The organism is Agrobacterium sp. GW821-FHT02D03, assembly GCF_059421725.1.
In genome coordinates this window covers 691,101-707,882 of the sequence record NZ_JBWKVN010000001.1, presented here as the reverse complement: position 1 = coordinate 707,882, position 16,782 = coordinate 691,101, and the positions used below count along the sequence as shown (strand labels likewise).

The 16,782-nt window shown below is 60.9% G+C and carries 9 protein-coding genes; all 9 read left to right on the top strand.

Annotation, left to right across the window (positions count from 1 at the left end):
* The first annotated feature begins 1 nt into the window (after window position 1).
* Window positions 2-2,422: a circularly permuted type 2 ATP-grasp protein gene (locus tag AC07U5_RS03170; RefSeq protein WP_062427847.1), complete on the top strand. Its 2,421-nt coding sequence runs from the start codon at window positions 2-4 to the stop codon at window positions 2,420-2,422.
* Between the two features lie 3 nt (window positions 2,423-2,425).
* Window positions 2,426-3,304 (top strand): transglutaminase family protein, encoded by an 879-nt coding sequence (locus tag AC07U5_RS03165; protein ID WP_494722277.1) that lies wholly within the window; start codon window positions 2,426-2,428, stop codon window positions 3,302-3,304.
* 209 nt (window positions 3,305-3,513) lie between these two features.
* Complete coding sequence (locus AC07U5_RS03160; RefSeq protein WP_494722276.1) at window positions 3,514-4,857, top strand: vWA domain-containing protein; 1,344 nt, start codon at window positions 3,514-3,516, stop codon at window positions 4,855-4,857.
* Window positions 4,858-5,293: 436 nt separating this feature from the next.
* A complete protein-coding gene (locus tag AC07U5_RS03155) occupies window positions 5,294-7,756 on the top strand; it encodes a glycogen/starch/alpha-glucan phosphorylase (RefSeq protein WP_494722275.1) in 2,463 nt (820 codons plus the stop codon).
* Window positions 7,756-9,963, top strand: coding sequence for a 1,4-alpha-glucan branching protein GlgB (gene glgB, locus AC07U5_RS03150; RefSeq protein WP_113180873.1), 2,208 nt, complete (start codon window positions 7,756-7,758; stop codon window positions 9,961-9,963). The genes AC07U5_RS03155 and glgB overlap by 1 nt, the downstream gene beginning before the upstream one ends.
* 120 nt (window positions 9,964-10,083) lie before the next feature.
* A complete protein-coding gene (glgC, locus tag AC07U5_RS03145; RefSeq protein WP_062427843.1) occupies window positions 10,084-11,346 on the top strand; it encodes a glucose-1-phosphate adenylyltransferase in 1,263 nt (420 codons plus the stop codon).
* Between the two features lie 5 nt (window positions 11,347-11,351).
* Window positions 11,352-12,794, top strand: coding sequence for a glycogen synthase GlgA (glgA, locus tag AC07U5_RS03140; RefSeq protein ID WP_062427973.1), 1,443 nt, complete (start codon window positions 11,352-11,354; stop codon window positions 12,792-12,794).
* On the top strand, window positions 12,795-14,426 hold the full coding sequence (locus AC07U5_RS03135; RefSeq protein WP_335322061.1) for an alpha-D-glucose phosphate-specific phosphoglucomutase: 1,632 nt from the start codon (window positions 12,795-12,797) through the stop codon (window positions 14,424-14,426). It abuts the gene before it with no gap.
* A gap of 316 nt (window positions 14,427-14,742) precedes the next feature.
* Window positions 14,743-16,713, top strand: coding sequence for a glycogen debranching protein GlgX (glgX, locus tag AC07U5_RS03130; protein WP_494722274.1), 1,971 nt, complete (start codon window positions 14,743-14,745; stop codon window positions 16,711-16,713).
* Window positions 16,714-16,782: the final 69 nt, after the last annotated feature.

Genomic DNA, 16,782 nt, shown 5'->3' with positions numbered 1-16,782 from the left:
GGTGGCGAAGGCACCTGCAACGGAACGCAAGACCGGAGAAACCGGCATGGGATCCATGCTGGGCTATCGCGCGTTGCCGGGCGTTGCCGATGAAATGCTGGATATAGACGGGCGCATCCGCCCCGTCTGGCAGCCCTTCGTCAATGCCCTTTCGCGCATGGACGAGCGTGAACTGCACGACCGCTTCTCGCGTACCGACCGCTATCTGCGCGATGCCGGCGTTTTCTATCGCGACTATAGCGCTCAAGGCGTCGGCGGTGGCGGCAGCGAACGCAACTGGCCGATCTCGCATGTCCCGGTTCTGATCGACGATGCCGAATGGCAAGTCGTCACCAAAGGCCTCGTCCAGCGCGCCAATCTGCTCGAAGCCGTGGTGGCCGATATCTATGGCGAGAACACGCTGGTGCAGCAGGGCTACGTGCCGCCAGCCCTCATTGCCTCCAATCCGGAATTTCTGCGGCCCATGGTGGGGGTAAAACCCGCCAACGGCCATTACCTGCACTTCTGCTCCTTCGAGATCGGCCGTGGCCCGGATGGCAACTGGTGGGTTCTGGCCGATCGCGCCCAGGCACCCTCCGGCGCGGGCTTCGCGCTCGAAAACCGTGTGGCCACCACCCGCGCCTTTTCCGATATCTATGCGGAGGCGCATGTCCATCGCCTCGCCTCCTTCTTCGGCGCGTTTCGCGATACGCTGCAATCGCACCGCCAGCATATGGATGAGCGTATCGCGGTCCTGACCCCCGGCCCTGCCAGCGAAACCTATTTCGAGCATGCCTATATCGCTCGCTATCTCGGCTTCATGCTCCTGGAAGGCGAAGACCTGACGGTCGTCAACAACCGCGTCATGGTGCGCACCGTTGCAGGCCTCAAGCCCGTCGGCGTGTTGTGGCGGCGTCTCGATGCATCCTATGCCGATCCGCTGGAGCTCGACCAGAACTCCCATATCGGCACGCCCGGCATGGTGCAGGCGCTGCGCGCCGGTTCGCTCAACATGGTCAATGCGCTCGGCAGCGGCATCTTGGAAACCCGCGCACTGCTTGCCTTCATGCCCGCCATCTGTCGCCATATCCTCGGCGAAGATCTCGCCATGCCGTCGATTGCTACATGGTGGTGCGGCCAGCCGACGGAGCGTCAGCAGGTGGCGAGCAATATCGAGCGCATGGTCATCGGCCCCGCTTACTCGCGCCTGCCCTTCTTCGACGACAACGGGCAGTCGGTGCTGGGTTCGAGCCTGCGCGAAACCGCCAGGGATTCGATCAGCGATTGGCTCGCAACCGACGGCCACAAGCTCGTCGGCCAGGAAGTCGTTACGCTGTCCACCACGCCTGCCTTCGTCGACGGCAAGCTTGTGCCACGGCCCATGAGCCTTCGCGTCTTCGTTGCCCGCACCCAGGATGGCTGGCAGGTGATGCCGGGCGGCTTTGCCCGCATCGGCCGCAGCAACGATGTGGCGGCCATTGCCATGCAGGCCGGAGGCCGCGCGGCGGATGTCTGGATCGTCAGCGACAAGCCGGTGGAGCGCACCACGCTGCTGCCGCCGGAAGAAAACTTCATCCGCAACATACCCGGCAGCCTTCCAAGCCGTGCGGCCGATAATCTCTTCTGGCTCGGCCGCTATATCGAACGCTCCGAAGGCGCGCTGCGCATTCTGCGCGCCTGGCATGCACGCTATGCCGAATCCGCCGATCCGAAGCAGCCGCTGCTTGCCCATGTCACCGATTATCTGGAAACCGTCGATATCGACGTGGAGGAGCCCGTCCCCTCCAGCCTGATCGCCAACATCAACAGCGCCATCTATTCCGCCAGCAACATCCGCGACCGTTTCTCGCCGGATGGCTGGCTGGCACTCAACGATCTGGCGAAAACCGCACGCCGTTTTCACAGCAAGATCCATGCAGGCGACGATGCCACCCATGCCATGACCATTCTGTTGCGCAAGGTCGCGGGCTTTGCCGGTCTCGTGCATGAAAACATGTATCGCTTCACCGGCTGGCGCTTTCTGGCGATCGGGCGCTATCTCGAACGTGGTCTTCACATGACACGGCTGCTTGCGCATATGGGCGGGCCGGAAGCGCCCGACGGCTCCTATGACATGCTGCTCGAAATCGGCGACAGCGTCATGACCCATCGCCGCCGCTACAATGTGAATACCGCAGCGCTGACCGTCATGGATCTTCTGGCGCTCGACCCGCTCAACCCGCGCTCGATCCTCTTCCAGCTGAACGAGATCCATGCCGAGGTCGAGCAATTGCCCAACGCCTCCATCAACGGCCAGATGTCGCCCTTCTGCCGAGAGGCGATGCGCATTCAGTCCACGCTTGCGGTCATGACGTCGGAAAATCTCTCCGGCGATGTCTTCCGCCAGCTGGAGAAGGATCTCGAACGGCTTTCCGATATTCTCGCACAAACCTATCTCGGATAGTCGATGCTCTACGATCTCTCGCTGCATATGGGTTATGTCTACGACACGCTGGCATCCGGCGCGCGCCACATCATCCGTGTCACGCCGCTTTCCATTCAGGGCAGGCAAAGGCTGGTCGCCTCTGCTCTCACCGTCTCGCCGACGCCCGAAGAGCGTACCGTCTTCGACGACTTCTTCCACCAGAGCGCCACCTCGATCTATCTGCGCGCCTCCCACGACAAGCTCGACATTCGCATGCAGGCCCGCGTCTCGGTCGAGAGTCCGTCGCTGACGGCAGATCTCTCGCCACCGCTCGAGAGGCTGCAGGCAGAGCTTTCCAGCATCAACTCGCTGGACGCTGAGGCGCCGCACCATCTGGCAGGAGCCAGCCCCCGCATCGGCGAAGATGCGGCGATTGCGTCTTACGCGCGTGAAACGGCCAAGCCTGGCATGACGGTGCGCGAAATTGCCTTTGCGCTGTGCAAGCGCATCTACAAGGACTTCAAATATGATGGCGAGGCCACCACGGTGGACACGACACCCGGCCAGGCCTTCAAGCTGAAGCGTGGCGTCTGCCAGGATTTCTCCCACATCATGATTGCAGCACTGCGCAGCCTCGGCATTCCCGCTGGCTATGTCAGCGGCTTCCTGCGCACCATTCCCCCACCCGGCAAGGAGCGACTGGAAGGCGCAGACGCCATGCATGCCTGGGTGCGCGTCTGGTGCGGCGAAGCGGACGGCTATATCGAACTGGACCCGACCAACGATATCCTTGCCGGCAGCGATCACATCGTCGTTGGCTATGGCCGTGATTACGCCGATGTGGCACCCGTCATCGGCGTATTGAAAAGCTACGGCAACCAGAAGATTACACAAGCGGTCGATGTCGTCCCGGTCAGTTGATCATCACCCTTTCAACCGCCTATGCCATCCTTCACCGATCGAGAGTTGTCTGCGGTAGAACAGCTGCAAGTAAAAAGCGTCACAACTGTAATTATTATCAAATAAAACGCCACTTTGCTCAAACTGGAGTGCTTGAGTTAGCAAATCATCAATGAAGCGTCGGTAAGCCTGCCCCTTATAAAACAAGGCGATAGCTGGGTGGTGGCCGAATGATGATGGGACGGACGTTTAAAAGGTTACTTGCCGACAAGCGCGGCAACTTCGCAATTTTGACTGCACTTGGTCTGCCTCTCCTCTTTGGTGCCGTTGGCGCTGGCATGGAAACCACTCGCGTGATGCAGGTGAGAAATGACATGCAGATCGCACTCGACAGCGCCGTTCTCGCGGCAGCGACGCATGCCCGGCTCGACGAGGGCCGCAAGTCCGACGCAGAGTATGCCGCGGAGGTAAAGAAGGTCGTTGAAGAAGCTTCGGGGGGTCAACTTGACAACGGAAGCGGTAATGGAGGTGGAGGCGGAAACGGCAGCGGAAGCGGGCCCCGGCACCCGCTCGACCCCGGGCTCGATCATGGCCTCGATCACGGACTGGGTAAAGGAAACGGCAAGGGTAACGGCAACGGTGCCGATAAGAGCAACCCAAAAAAAGACAAAGCCGAAGTCGATGCGACGGCCAGCCGCAATGAGACCAAGAAGGGAACGAGCTTCAAGATTTCCGGCTCGCTCACCCGTCAGGTGCCCCTTAACCCGCTGATCGGCTTCATCGGCGTCAATACGGTCACGATCACCGTCAGCAGCACGGCCGAAAGCAGCTTCAGCAAGGGTGCGGCCATGTCTCTTTATCTGGTGCTGGATCGCTCCGGTTCCATGGCCTTCAAGACCGATACGTTGGACAAATCCAGGAATTCCTGTGACAACTACACGGAACAATCCTGGCCGAGAGTGGCCTTCACCACCCCCTGCTACATCAAGAAGATGGCGTCGCTGCAGGCGGCAGTCTCCTACCTGGTGGACACGCTGAACAAGTCGGACCCGTCCTATAACCAGTCAGGCAATCCTGAGTCTGAACTCATCCGCACCGGGGCCATTGCCTATAACTCGGCAAGTTTCAGCGCGCAGAAGATCACCTGGGGTACATCAGCGACGAAGCGATATGTCGACTCCATCCCTGCGGTGCCGACAGGGGGCACCAATGCCTATCCATCACTGACGACCGCATACAACGCTCTGAGAGGCTCCAATCCGGAGGAGCGCACGCGGCATGATGAAAGAGGCAACAAAATGTTCCAGCGCTTTATCGTGTTCATGACCGATGGTGAAATGACCAACTCGAGCATCGACGGACAGGTGCGTTCCATTTGCTCTTCGATCAAGGAAGATGGCATCAAGATCTTCACCGTGGCCTTCATGGCGCCGGACAAGGGCAAATCGCTGCTGAAATATTGCGCCAGCAGCCCTGACAATTACTTCGAGCCCGATAACATGGAAGAGATCGTCGCCGCCTTCGGCGAGATCGCCCGCAAGGCCGCAAGCGTTCCCACCCGCCTGATCAACTGACCTTCCAATTCACCCGTACGTTTTTAGGAGCGCGTGGCGAAAGCCGCGCGCGACAGCTTCGGCCCGAAAATCGGAACCGATTTTCCGCAAAGCACGATGCGTGGACGTAAAAAGAAATAGATCGTCTCTCACGCGTCCAAATGGGCGCATAGGAGACGATCTATCTGCGTTTCAGTCAGCCTTTTCGCCACCGCTCGCGCCCCTTTCTGGGCAATCGCTCCTCTTGCGAAAAGGGCTGTTGCCACAGCCGCTTATCGATGCATAAACTGCAATCGAAGCAGTGCAGCATGTCGTGCAATCCGCAAGGCGATTTTCGATCGTGACATGCAACAATGAAAGGATTGAAAGCGTGACGAGCCGCTCCCAAGGATCGCGACGCGCTTTGATCGACAGATAGACTCAGGCCCTCTCCTCCCATCAAGGTGCTGACCGACCCATGATCAACAAACTTGCCACCAACGACCTTCCCCGCCCCGCCCCGCGCAGTTCCGAACCGGATGTGCTTGCCTCTGAAATCATCGAGCGCCTCACCTACCGCATCGGCAAGGACGTCAAGGTCGCAAAGCCGCATGACTGGTTGACGGCCACCATTCTCGTCGTTCGCGACCGCATCATCGACAAGTGGATGGAATCCACCCGCAAGGCCTATCAGAACGATTCCAAGCGGGTCTATTACCTGTCGCTGGAATTTCTCATCGGCCGGCTGATGCGAGACGCTATTTCCAACCTGGAACTGATGGAGGAAATTCGCCAGGCGCTCACCTCGCTCGGTGTCGAGTTCGACGTGATCGCCGGACTGGAGCCCGATGCGGCCCTCGGCAATGGCGGTCTTGGCCGTCTCGCCGCCTGTTTCATGGAATCCATGGCCACCGTCGATATCGCCGCCTATGGCTACGGCATCCGCTATGTCCACGGCCTGTTCCGCCAGCAGATGGCCGATGGCTGGCAGGTGGAGTTGCCCGAGACCTGGCTTGCCCACGGCAACCCGTGGGAATTCGAGCGGCGTGAAAGCGCCTATGAAATCGGCTTCGGCGGCACGGTGGAAACCATTGGCGGCTATGAAGATCCGCAGCGCTTCCTGTGGAAACCGGCCGAGCGCATGATCGCCATGGCCTATGACACGCCGGTGGTCGGCTGGCGCGGCACCCGCGTCAACACGCTGCGCCTCTGGTCCGCGCAGCCCATCGATCCGATCCTGCTCGATGCCTTCAATGCCGGCGACCACATTGGCGCGCTGCGTGAAAGCAACAAGGCCGAGTCCCTCACCCGCGTTCTTTACCCAGCCGACGCAAACCCCGCCGGCCAGGAACTGCGCCTGCGCCAGGAATACTTCTTCTCGTCCGCTTCGCTGCAGGACATTCTGCGCCGTCACCTGCAGCAATATCCGGACTTCACCAATCTCCCGGACAAGGTCTCCATCCAGCTCAACGATACCCATCCGGCCATATCCATTGCCGAAATGATGCGCCTTCTCTGCGACGTGCATGGCATGGATTTCGAAGAGGCCTGGACGATCACCCGTGGCACCTTCTCCTACACCAACCACACGCTTCTTCCCGAAGCGCTGGAAAGCTGGCCGGTGCCGCTGCTTGAGCGGCTTCTGCCGCGCCACATGCAGATCATCTACGCGATCAATGCCAACACGCTGATCTTCGCCCGCAAGGAAAAGAAGCTCTCGGATGGCCAGATCCGCTCGATCTCGCTGATCGACGAAGGCGGCGAGCGCCGGGTGCGCATGGGCAACCTCGCCTTTATCGGCTCGCATTCCATCAACGGCGTGTCGGCGCTGCATACCGAGCTGATGAAGGAAACGGTCTTTTCCGACCTGCACATGCTGTTTCCAAACCGCATCAACAACAAGACAAACGGCATTACCCCACGCCGCTGGCTGATGCAGTGCAATCCGGGCCTGACGAGCCTGATCCGCGACGCCATCGGCGATGCCTTCCTGGACGATGCCGAGAAGCTTCTCGATCTCGACCGCTTTGCCGAAGATTCCAGCTTCCGCGACAAGTTCGCCGAGATCAAGCGGCAGAACAAGGTGCGCCTTGCCAACACGGTGGCGCAGCGCATGGGCATCCGCGTCGATCCCTCCGCGCTCTTCGATATCCAGATCAAGCGCATCCACGAATATAAGCGCCAGCTGCTGAACCTGATCGAGGCGGTCGCTTTGTACGACCAAATTCGTTCGCACCCGGAACTGGATTGGGTTCCGCGCGTTAAGTTCTTTGCCGGTAAGGCCGCGCCGAGTTATCACAACGCCAAGCTTATCATTAAGCTCGCCAACGATATCGCCCGCGTCATCAATAACGATCCGGCAGTGCGTGGGCTTCTGAAAGTGGTATTTATTCCGAATTATAACGTCTCGCTGGCCGAAATCATGGTGCCGGCCGCTGACCTGTCGGAGCAGATTTCCACCGCGGGCATGGAAGCGTCGGGCACCGGCAACATGAAATTCGCGCTCAATGGCGCACTCACCATCGGCACGCTCGACGGCGCCAATGTCGAGATGCTTGAGCATGTCGGCGAAGACAATATCGTCATCTTCGGCAAGACCGCCGACGAGGTCTCCAAGGCGCGCTCCGAGGGCCACAATCCGCGCGCCATCATCGAAAATTCGGCCGAGCTTGCTCAAGCCGTCTCTTCGATTGCGTCCGGCGTGTTTTCGCCTGACGACCGCTCGCGCTTCACCGGACTGATGGACGGTCTCTACAACAATGACTGGTTCATGGTCGCCGCCGATTTCGATGCCTATGCGCAAGCCCAGCGCGATGTCGATGCCATCTGGAGCAACCCCTCCAGCTGGTTTGAAAAAACCGTTCGCAATACCGCGCGCATGGGCTGGTTCTCGTCCGACCGGACGATCCGCCAATACGCCACGGAAATCTGGAGAGCCTGATGAAAAAACCGCTCAATTCGGCTGAAGAGAAGACTTTCAACTCCATACCCACGGCCGAAATCGAGGCAATCAAGAGCGGTTTGCATTCCAATCCTTTTGCAGTGCTCGGCGTCCACCAGACGCCGGGCACTCTTGTCGCCCGCTGTTTTATCCCGGGCGCCGAAGAAGTGACGGTCATGACCTTGGACGGCAACGTTGCCGGAGAGTTGACCCGCGTCGACGACGACGGCTTCTTCGAAGGTCCGATCACGATTACCAAGCGCCAGCCCGTGCGTTACCGCGCGCTGCGCGACGATGCCGAATGGGCGGTAACCGACCCCTATAGTTTCGGCCCCGTGCTTGGCCCGATGGATGATTATCTGGTGCGCGAAGGCTCGCACCTACGCCTTTTTGACAAGATGGGCGCCCATCCCCTGAAGCTTGAAGGCGTCGAGGGTTTCCATTTCGCGGTCTGGGCCCCGAATGCGCGCCGCGTCTCGGTCGTCGGCGATTTCAACAACTGGGATGGCCGCCGCCATGTGATGCGCTTTCGCAAGGACACCGGCATCTGGGAAATCTTCGCACCGGATGTCTATGCCGGCTGCGCCTACAAATTCGAGATCATCGGCCCCCATGGCGAGCTTTTGCCGCTGAAGGCCGACCCTTACGCGCGCCGCGCCGAGCTTCGCCCGAAGAATGCCTCCGTCACCACGCCGGAGCTTGTGCAGCAATGGGAAGACGACGCGCACCGCAAGCATTGGGCCAGCATCGATCAGCGTCGCCAGCCGATCAGCGTCTATGAGGTCCACGCTGCCTCCTGGCGCAAGCACCAGGACGGCTCCATGCTGACCTGGGACGAGATGGCCGCCCAGCTCATCCCCTATTGCGCCGACATGGGCTTCACCCATATCGAATTCCTGCCCATCACCGAACACCCCTATGATCCCTCCTGGGGCTACCAGACGACCGGCCTTTATGCGCCGACCGCCCGCTTCGGCGAACCGGAGGGTTTTGCGCGCTTCGTCAATGGCGCCCACAAGGTCGGCATCGGCGTCATCCTCGACTGGGTGCCGGCCCATTTCCCGACCGACGAGCATGGCCTGAAGTGGTTCGACGGCACCGCCCTTTATGAGCATGCCGATCCGCGCCAGGGCTTCCACCCGGACTGGAACACCGCGATCTACAATTTCGGTCGCGTCGAGGTCATGTCCTACCTCATCAACAATGCGCTCTACTGGGCGGAAAAATTCCACCTCGACGGCCTGCGCGTCGATGCGGTCGCCTCGATGCTCTATCTCGATTACTCCCGCAAGGAAGGCGAGTGGATCCCCAACGAATATGGCGGGCGCGAGAACCTGGAATCGGTTCGCTTCCTGCAGAAGATGAACACGCTGATCTATGGCAACCATCCGGGCGTCATGACCATTGCGGAAGAATCCACCTCCTGGCCCAAGGTCTCCCAGCCCGTGCATGAGGGCGGTCTCGGCTTCGGCTTCAAGTGGAACATGGGCTTCATGCACGACACGCTGAGCTATTTTGCCCGCGAACCCGTGCATCGCAAGTTCCACCATCAGGAACTGACCTTCGGTCTGCTCTACGCCTTCAGCGAGAATTTCGTGCTGCCGATCTCGCATGACGAAGTGGTGCATGGCAAAGGTTCGATGATTGCCAAGATGCCGGGCGACGACTGGCAGAAATTCGCCAATCTTCGCGCCTATTACGCCTTCATGTGGGGCTATCCGGGCAAGAAGCTGCTGTTCATGGGTCAGGAATTTGCGCAGTGGAGCGAATGGAGCGAGAAGGTCTCGCTCGACTGGAACCTCCTGCAGTACCACATGCATGAAGGCATGCGCCGCCTGGTGCGCGATCTGAACTTCACCTACCGCTCCAAGGCCGCCCTTCATGCCCGCGACTGCGAGCCGGAAGGCTTCGAATGGCTGATGGCCGACGATCACGACAATTCCGTGCTGGCATGGCTGCGCCGTGCGCCGGGCGAAAAGCCGGTGGCGGTCATCTCCAACCTGACGCCGGTCTATCGCGAGAATTTTTACGTGCCGCTTCCCGCCGCAGGGCGCTGGCGCGAAATTCTCAACACCGATGCCGAGATCTATGGCGGGACGGGCAAGGGCAATGGCGGGCGCGTGCAGGCGGTGGATGCCGGCGGCAGCATCGGCGCGACGCTCACACTTCCGCCGCTCGCCGTCATCATGCTGGAGCTGGAAAACTAATCCGCCTCTCGTCGCAGGGACATGAGGCAGAGGAAAATGAACACGTGATGGGAAACCTTAAAATCTCCCCACACGTTTGAGACCAAGGGAACCGTGGAATTTTATGGGAGGACAGGACCGATGAGTGAAAAGAGAATTCAGCCTCTGGCACGTGATGCAATGGCATATGTGCTGGCTGGCGGGCGCGGCAGCCGCCTCAAGGAACTCACCGACCGCCGCGCAAAGCCTGCGGTCTATTTCGGCGGCAAGGCACGCATTATCGATTTCGCGCTCTCCAATGCGCTGAACTCGGGCATCCGCCGCATTGGCGTCGCCACGCAGTACAAGGCGCATTCGCTGATCCGCCACCTGCAGCGCGGCTGGGACTTCTTCCGCCCGGAACGTAACGAAAGCTTCGATATTCTGCCCGCCTCCCAGCGCGTTTCCGAAACGCAATGGTACGAAGGCACCGCAGACGCCGTCTACCAGAATATCGACATCATCGAGTCTCACGGTCCCGAATATATGGTCATCCTCGCCGGCGACCATATTTACAAGATGGACTATGAATACATGCTGCAGCAGCATGTGGATTCCGGCGCGGACGTGACGATCGGTTGTCTGGAAGTGCCGCGCATGGAAGCCACCGGTTTCGGCGTCATGCATGTCAACGACAAGGACGAGATCATCGCCTTCATCGAAAAGCCGGCCGACCCGCCGGGCATTCCGGGCGATGAGGAAAACGCTCTCGCCTCCATGGGCATCTACGTCTTCCACACCAAGTTCCTGATGGAATGCCTGCGCCGCGATGCAAGCGATCCCAATTCCAGCCGCGATTTCGGCAAGGACATCATCCCCTATATCGTCGAACATGGTAAGGCCGTCGCGCACCGCTTCGCCTCCTCCTGCGTACGCTCGGATTTCGAGCATGGACCCTACTGGCGCGATGTCGGCACCATCGATGCCTACTGGCAGGCCAATATCGATCTGACCGATATCGTTCCGGATCTGGATATCTACGACAAGTCCTGGCCGATCTGGACCTATGCCGAGATCACGCCGCCGGCGAAATTCGTGCATGACGACGAAAACCGCCGCGGCTCGGCGGTCTCCTCCGTCGTGTCGGGCGATTGCATCATCTCGGGTGCATCGCTGAACCGCAGCCTGCTGTTTACCGGCGTGCGCGCAAACTCCTATTCGCGCCTCGAAAATGCCGTCGTGCTGCCAAGCGTGAAGATCGGCCGCCACGCGCAGCTCAGCAATGTCGTGATCGACCACGGCGTCGTCATCCCGGAAGGGCTGATCGTCGGCGAGGACCCGATCCTCGATGCCAAGCGGTTCCGCCGCACGGACAACGGCATCTGCCTGATAACCCAATCGATGATCGACAAGCTGGACCTGTGAGCCTCATGAATGTTCTTTCGGTCACATCCGAAATCTATCCGCTGATCAAGACCGGGGGGCTTGCGGATGTTTCCGGCGCGCTCCCCATCGCGCTGAAAGCCTGCGGCGTTCACACCCGCTCGCTCATCCCCGGCTACCCCGCCGTCAAATCGGCGGTCAAGGACGCCCACAAGGTCGGGGAATTTCCCGATCTTCTGGGCGAACATGCCGATATTCTGGCAGGCGAACACGAAGGTCTGGACCTCCTGATCCTCGACATTCCCTCGCTCTATGACCGCCCCGCCGGCCCCTATCTCGATTCCACCGGCAAGGATTTCGCCGACAACTGGAAGCGTTACGCCGCCCTTTCGCTGGCCGCTGCCGAAATCGCCGCCGGCAAGCTTGCTGGCTGGCAGCCGGATCTCCTGCATGCGCATGACTGGCAGTCCGCCATGGCCCCGGTCTATATGCGCTATGCCGAGACGCCGGAAATTCCAAGCCTGCTCACCATCCACAATATTGCCTTCCAGGGTCAGTTCGGTGCCAATATCTTCTCCGAACTGCGCCTGCCGGCCCATGCCTTTTCCACCGAAAGCATTGAATATTATAACGATATCAGCTTCCTGAAGGGCGGCCTGCAGACGGCAACGGCGCTCAGCACGGTGAGCCCGTCCTATGCCGAGGAGATCCTGACTCCGGATTACGGCATGGGGCTCGAGGGCGTCATCCGCGCCCGCGCCCAGGCGCTGCATGGCATCGTCAACGGCATCGATGCCGAGGTCTGGAACCCGGCAATCGACCATCTGATCCAGGAAAACTATACGGCTGCAAACCTGAAGCTGCGCGCTATCAACAAGGCCGCCGTCGCCAACCACTTCCGGGTCGATCACGATAACGGTCCGCTCTTCTGCGTCATCTCCCGCCTCACCTGGCAAAAGGGCATCGACCTGATTGCCGAGGTTGCCGACGATATTGTTGAGATGGGCGGCCGTCTGGTGGTGCTGGGTGCTGGCGAGATTGCGCTGGAAGGCGCGCTGATGGCGGCCGCCACCCGTCATCCCGGACGCGTCGGCGTTGCCGTCGGCTATAACGAGCCGCTGTCGCACCTGATGCAGGCCGGCTGCGATGCCATCATCGTTCCCTCCCGCTTCGAGCCCTGCGGCCTGACCCAGCTTTATGCGCTGCGCTATGGCTGCGTGCCCGTCGTTGCCCGCAACGGGGGCTTGAACGATACCGTGATCGATGCCAATCACGCTGCTGTTTCCGCCAAGGTCGCCACCGGCGTCCAGTTCTCCTCCGTCACCCCGGAAGGACTGCGCCAGGCGCTCCGCCGCACCATGCGATATTACCGAGACCCGAAGCTGTGGACGCAGATGCAGAAGCAGGGGATGAAATCGGATGTTTCCTGGGAAAAGAGCGCAGGGCTGTATGCCGCGCTTTACACCCAACTTTTGTCGAAAGGCCATTGAATGTCGATCAAGACCGTCCAGACCACGCCGTTTCAGGATCAGAAGCCCGGAACCTCCGGCCTTCGCAAGAAGGTGCCGGTTTTCGCGCAGGAGAACTACGCGGAAAACTTCATCCAGTCGATCTTCGACAGCCTCGAAGGCTTTGCCGGTGAGGCGCTGGTGATCGGCGGCGATGGCCGCTACTACAATCGCGAGGTCATCCAGAAGGCGATCAAGATGGCCGCAGCCGCAGGCTTCGGCAAGGTTCTGGTCGGCCAGGGCGGCATTCTCTCCACGCCGGCTGCCTCCAACGTCATCCGCAAATACAAGGCCTTCGGCGGCATCGTTCTCTCCGCCAGCCACAACCCCGGTGGCCCCAACGAAGACTTCGGCATCAAGTACAATATCGGCAATGGCGGCCCGGCCCCTGAAAAGATCACCGACGCCATCTTCGCCCGCACCAAGTCGATCGAAACCTACCGCATCGCCGATGTCGCCGATATCGATCTCGACCGGATCGGCACGAGCGATGTTGCCGGCATGCAGGTGGAAGTCATCGATCCGGTGGCCGATTACGCCACGCTGATGGAAGAACTCTTCGACTTCGGCGCGATCCGCGATCTGATCGCCGGCGGCTTCAAGGTCGTGGTCGATTCCATGAGCGCGGTGACCGGCCCCTATGCGGTCGAAATCATCGAGAAGCGCCTTGGCGCACCGGCAGGCTCGGTTCGCAACTCCGTACCGCTGCCCGACTTCGGCGGCCATCACCCCGACCCGAACCTCGTTCACGCCAAGGAACTCTATGACGACGTGATGAGCCCGGAAGGCCCGGATTTCGGCGCCGCTTCCGATGGCGATGGCGACCGCAACATGGTGGTCGGCAAGGGCATGTTCGTCACCCCTTCGGATTCGCTTGCCATCATCGCCGCCAATGCCAAGCTGGCGCCCGGCTACGCATCCGGCATTTCCGGCATCGCTCGCTCCATGCCGACGAGTGCGGCCGCAGACCGCGTGGCGGAAAAGCTCGGCATCGGCATGTATGAAACACCGACCGGCTGGAAGTTCTTCGGCAATCTGCTCGATGCCGGCAAGGTTACTGTCTGCGGCGAGGAAAGCTTCGGCACCGGCTCCAACCATGTGCGCGAAAAGGACGGTCTCTGGGCCGTGCTCTTCTGGCTGAACATCGTCGCCGCCCGCAAGGAAAGCGTCAAGGACATCGTCACCAAGCACTGGGCCGAATATGGCCGCAACTATTACTCGCGCCACGACTATGAAGAAGTCGACAGCGAGGCCGCCAACACGCTGGTCGCCATACTGCGCGAGAAACTCGCGACGCTTCCCGGCACCACCTACGGCAATCTGAAGGTCGCCAAGGCCGACGACTTTGCCTATCACGACCCGGTCGATCAGTCGGTCAGCAAGAACCAGGGCATCCGCATCCTCTTCGAAGGCGGCTCGCGCATCGTGCTGCGCCTCTCCGGCACCGGCACCTCCGGCGCAACGCTGCGCCTCTATGTCGAGCGCTACGAGGCCGATGCGGCCCGCCACACTATCGAAACCCAGGAAGCGCTGGCCGACCTCATTGCTGCGGCAGACACGATTGCCGGCATCAAGAAACATACCGGCCGTGATGCGCCGACGGTGATTACCTGATCCAGGGCTGGCCGAGTTGGCGCGCCCCTCTGCCGTTATGACAGGTGGGCACCCCCCTCTGCCCTGCCGGGCATCTCCCCCTCAAGGGGGGAGATCGGCAAGAGGCGCGCTCCCAGCGCGTCCTCAAGCTCGAGGAGGGTGAAACCGAGCAGCCTTCCGGTAGTTGTTTGGGCAAGGCCCGACCACGATTCGATCTCCCCCCTTGAGGGGGAGATGTCCGGCAGGACAGAGGGGGGTCCTTCACAAAACCCTCTGGTCTTCGACCAACAAGACGGCGGCGCAAGCCCCACCCACAAACCACCAAAGGGACCAGCCCATGCCAACCCACCCAGCGTTCCCCCAAGGTGCAGTCCCCACGCCAACAGGCACCCAGTTTTCCGTCTACTCCCAAAACGCCACGAAAATCGAACTCTGCCTCTACGACGCCACCGGCAATACCGAAACCGCGCGCCTGCCGATGCAGCGTGACGAGGATGGCATCCACCGCCTCACCGTTGCGCAAGCCACCACAGGCATCCGCTACGGCTACCGCGCCCACGGCCCCTACGCGCCAGACCACGGCCAATGGTTCGACCCGGCCAAGCTCCTCCTCGACCCCTACGCCACCACGATCGACCGCCCCTTCCAGAACCACCCCTCCCTCTTCACCTTCGGCGAAGACACCGCCGCCGTCATGCCGAAGGCGATCGTTTCAGAGGCCCCGATCGTCACCAAGGAAGCACCCCGCTTCACCCGCACCGGCCTGATCTACGAAGTGGCCGTCAAGCCCTTCACCATGCTGCACCCCGACGTGCCGGAAGCGATCCGCGGCACGGTCGCCGCCCTTGCCCACCCCGCCATCATCGCCCATCTCAAGACGATCGGCGTCAGCGCCGTGGAACTGATGCCGATCACCGCCTGGATCGACGAGCGGCATTTGCCGCCGCTCAATCTCACCAATGGCTGGGGTTACAACCCCGTCGGCTTCATGGCGCTCGATCCGCGGCTCTGCCCTGGCGGCATCGCCGAACTGCGCGACACGGTCGCCAAACTGCATGAAGCAGGCATCGGCGTGATCCTCGATCTCGTCTTCAACCATACGGGCGAGAGCGATCGCTTCGGCTCGACGCTGTCGCTGCGCGGTCTCGACAACCTCACCTATTACCGTCACGCATCCGACGATCCCGGCACGCTAATCAACGACACCGGCACCGGCAATACGCTCGCCTGCGATCATCCGCAAGTGCGCCATCTCGTCATCGAAACGCTCCGCCACTTCGTCGCCCATGCCGGCATCGATGGCTTCCGCTTCGATCTCGCCCCCGTTATCGGTCGCACAGCAGAGGGCTTCGATCCGCAAAGCGAAACCCTGCGCCAGATGCATGAAGACCCGCTTCTGGCCGACCGGGTGCTGATCGCGGAACCCTGGGATATCGGCCCCGGTGGCTATCAACTTGGCAACTTTCCCGCCTCCTTTCTCGAATGGAACGACCGGGCGCGTGACGATATCCGCCGCTACTGGCGCGGCGACGATTATACGATCGGCGCGCTCGCCGATGCTCTCGCGGGTTCCGCCCCGATCTTCTCACGCAACGCGCGTACCGAAACCCGCAGCGTCAACTTCATCGCTGCCCATGATGGCTTCACGCTTTTCGATCTCGTCTCCCACGCCCACAAGCACAATGAGGCGAATGGCGAGGAGAACCGCGACGGCCACAATGACAATCACTCGTGGAACAATGGCATCGAGGGCCTGACCGACGATCCGGCGGTCAACGCTGCCCGGATCGGCGACGTCAAGGCGCTGCTCGCCACCCTCTTCGTCACCCGCGGCACGGTGATGCTGACGGCGGGCGATGAGGGCGGGCGCAGCCAGCGCGGCAACAACAATGCCTATGCCCAAGACAACGAGATCACCTGGGTGGACTGGCAAGCCCTTTCCCCGGATCTCATCGACCACACCGCCTTTCTGGCCAAGCTGCGCCAGCGCTTCGCAGTCTTTGGCGAAAGCACGTTCTTCTCAACCGGCAACGGCGAGATCGAATGGCTTTCGCCTTTGGGTGACCCCATGCGCGACGAGGACTGGGACCGTCCGGATGCCACGACCTTCGCCATGGTGCTGCGAACACTGGACCGGGAGACCGGCAAGGCGGTTCGTCTGGCCATCCTGTTCAACCGCAGCCGCAATGCCATTCCCTTCACCTTGAAGGGCGAAGGCTGGAAGCCGCTCGGCGTCGATTTCGGCGTTCCCGCCTGGTTACCACCCCGCTCCGTCGTCTTTTATGTGAGTGCACCACGCCTCCTTTAGGGGAGGCCTTCATTCTTTTAGCATCTGCTTTGCGAAATCGGTTCCGATTTCCCGTCCGATGCTGTAGCC

What these genes read in the sequence shown, in the direction of transcription:
- AC07U5_RS03165 (WP_494722277.1), top strand. Translation starts at nt 2,426, where the DNA reads ATGCTCTACGATCTCTCGCTGCATATGGGTTATGTCTACGACACGCTG.
- AC07U5_RS03160 (WP_494722276.1), top strand. Translation starts at nt 3,514, where the DNA reads ATGATGATGGGACGGACGTTTAAAAGGTTACTTGCCGACAAGCGCGGC.
- AC07U5_RS03155 (WP_494722275.1), top strand. Translation starts at nt 5,294, where the DNA reads ATGATCAACAAACTTGCCACCAACGACCTTCCCCGCCCCGCCCCGCGC.
- glgB (WP_113180873.1), top strand. Translation starts at nt 7,756, where the DNA reads ATGAAAAAACCGCTCAATTCGGCTGAAGAGAAGACTTTCAACTCCATA.
- glgC (WP_062427843.1), top strand. Translation starts at nt 10,084, where the DNA reads ATGAGTGAAAAGAGAATTCAGCCTCTGGCACGTGATGCAATGGCATAT.
- glgA (WP_062427973.1), top strand. Translation starts at nt 11,352, where the DNA reads ATGAATGTTCTTTCGGTCACATCCGAAATCTATCCGCTGATCAAGACC.
- AC07U5_RS03135 (WP_335322061.1), top strand. Translation starts at nt 12,795, where the DNA reads ATGTCGATCAAGACCGTCCAGACCACGCCGTTTCAGGATCAGAAGCCC.
- glgX (WP_494722274.1), top strand. Translation starts at nt 14,743, where the DNA reads ATGCCAACCCACCCAGCGTTCCCCCAAGGTGCAGTCCCCACGCCAACA.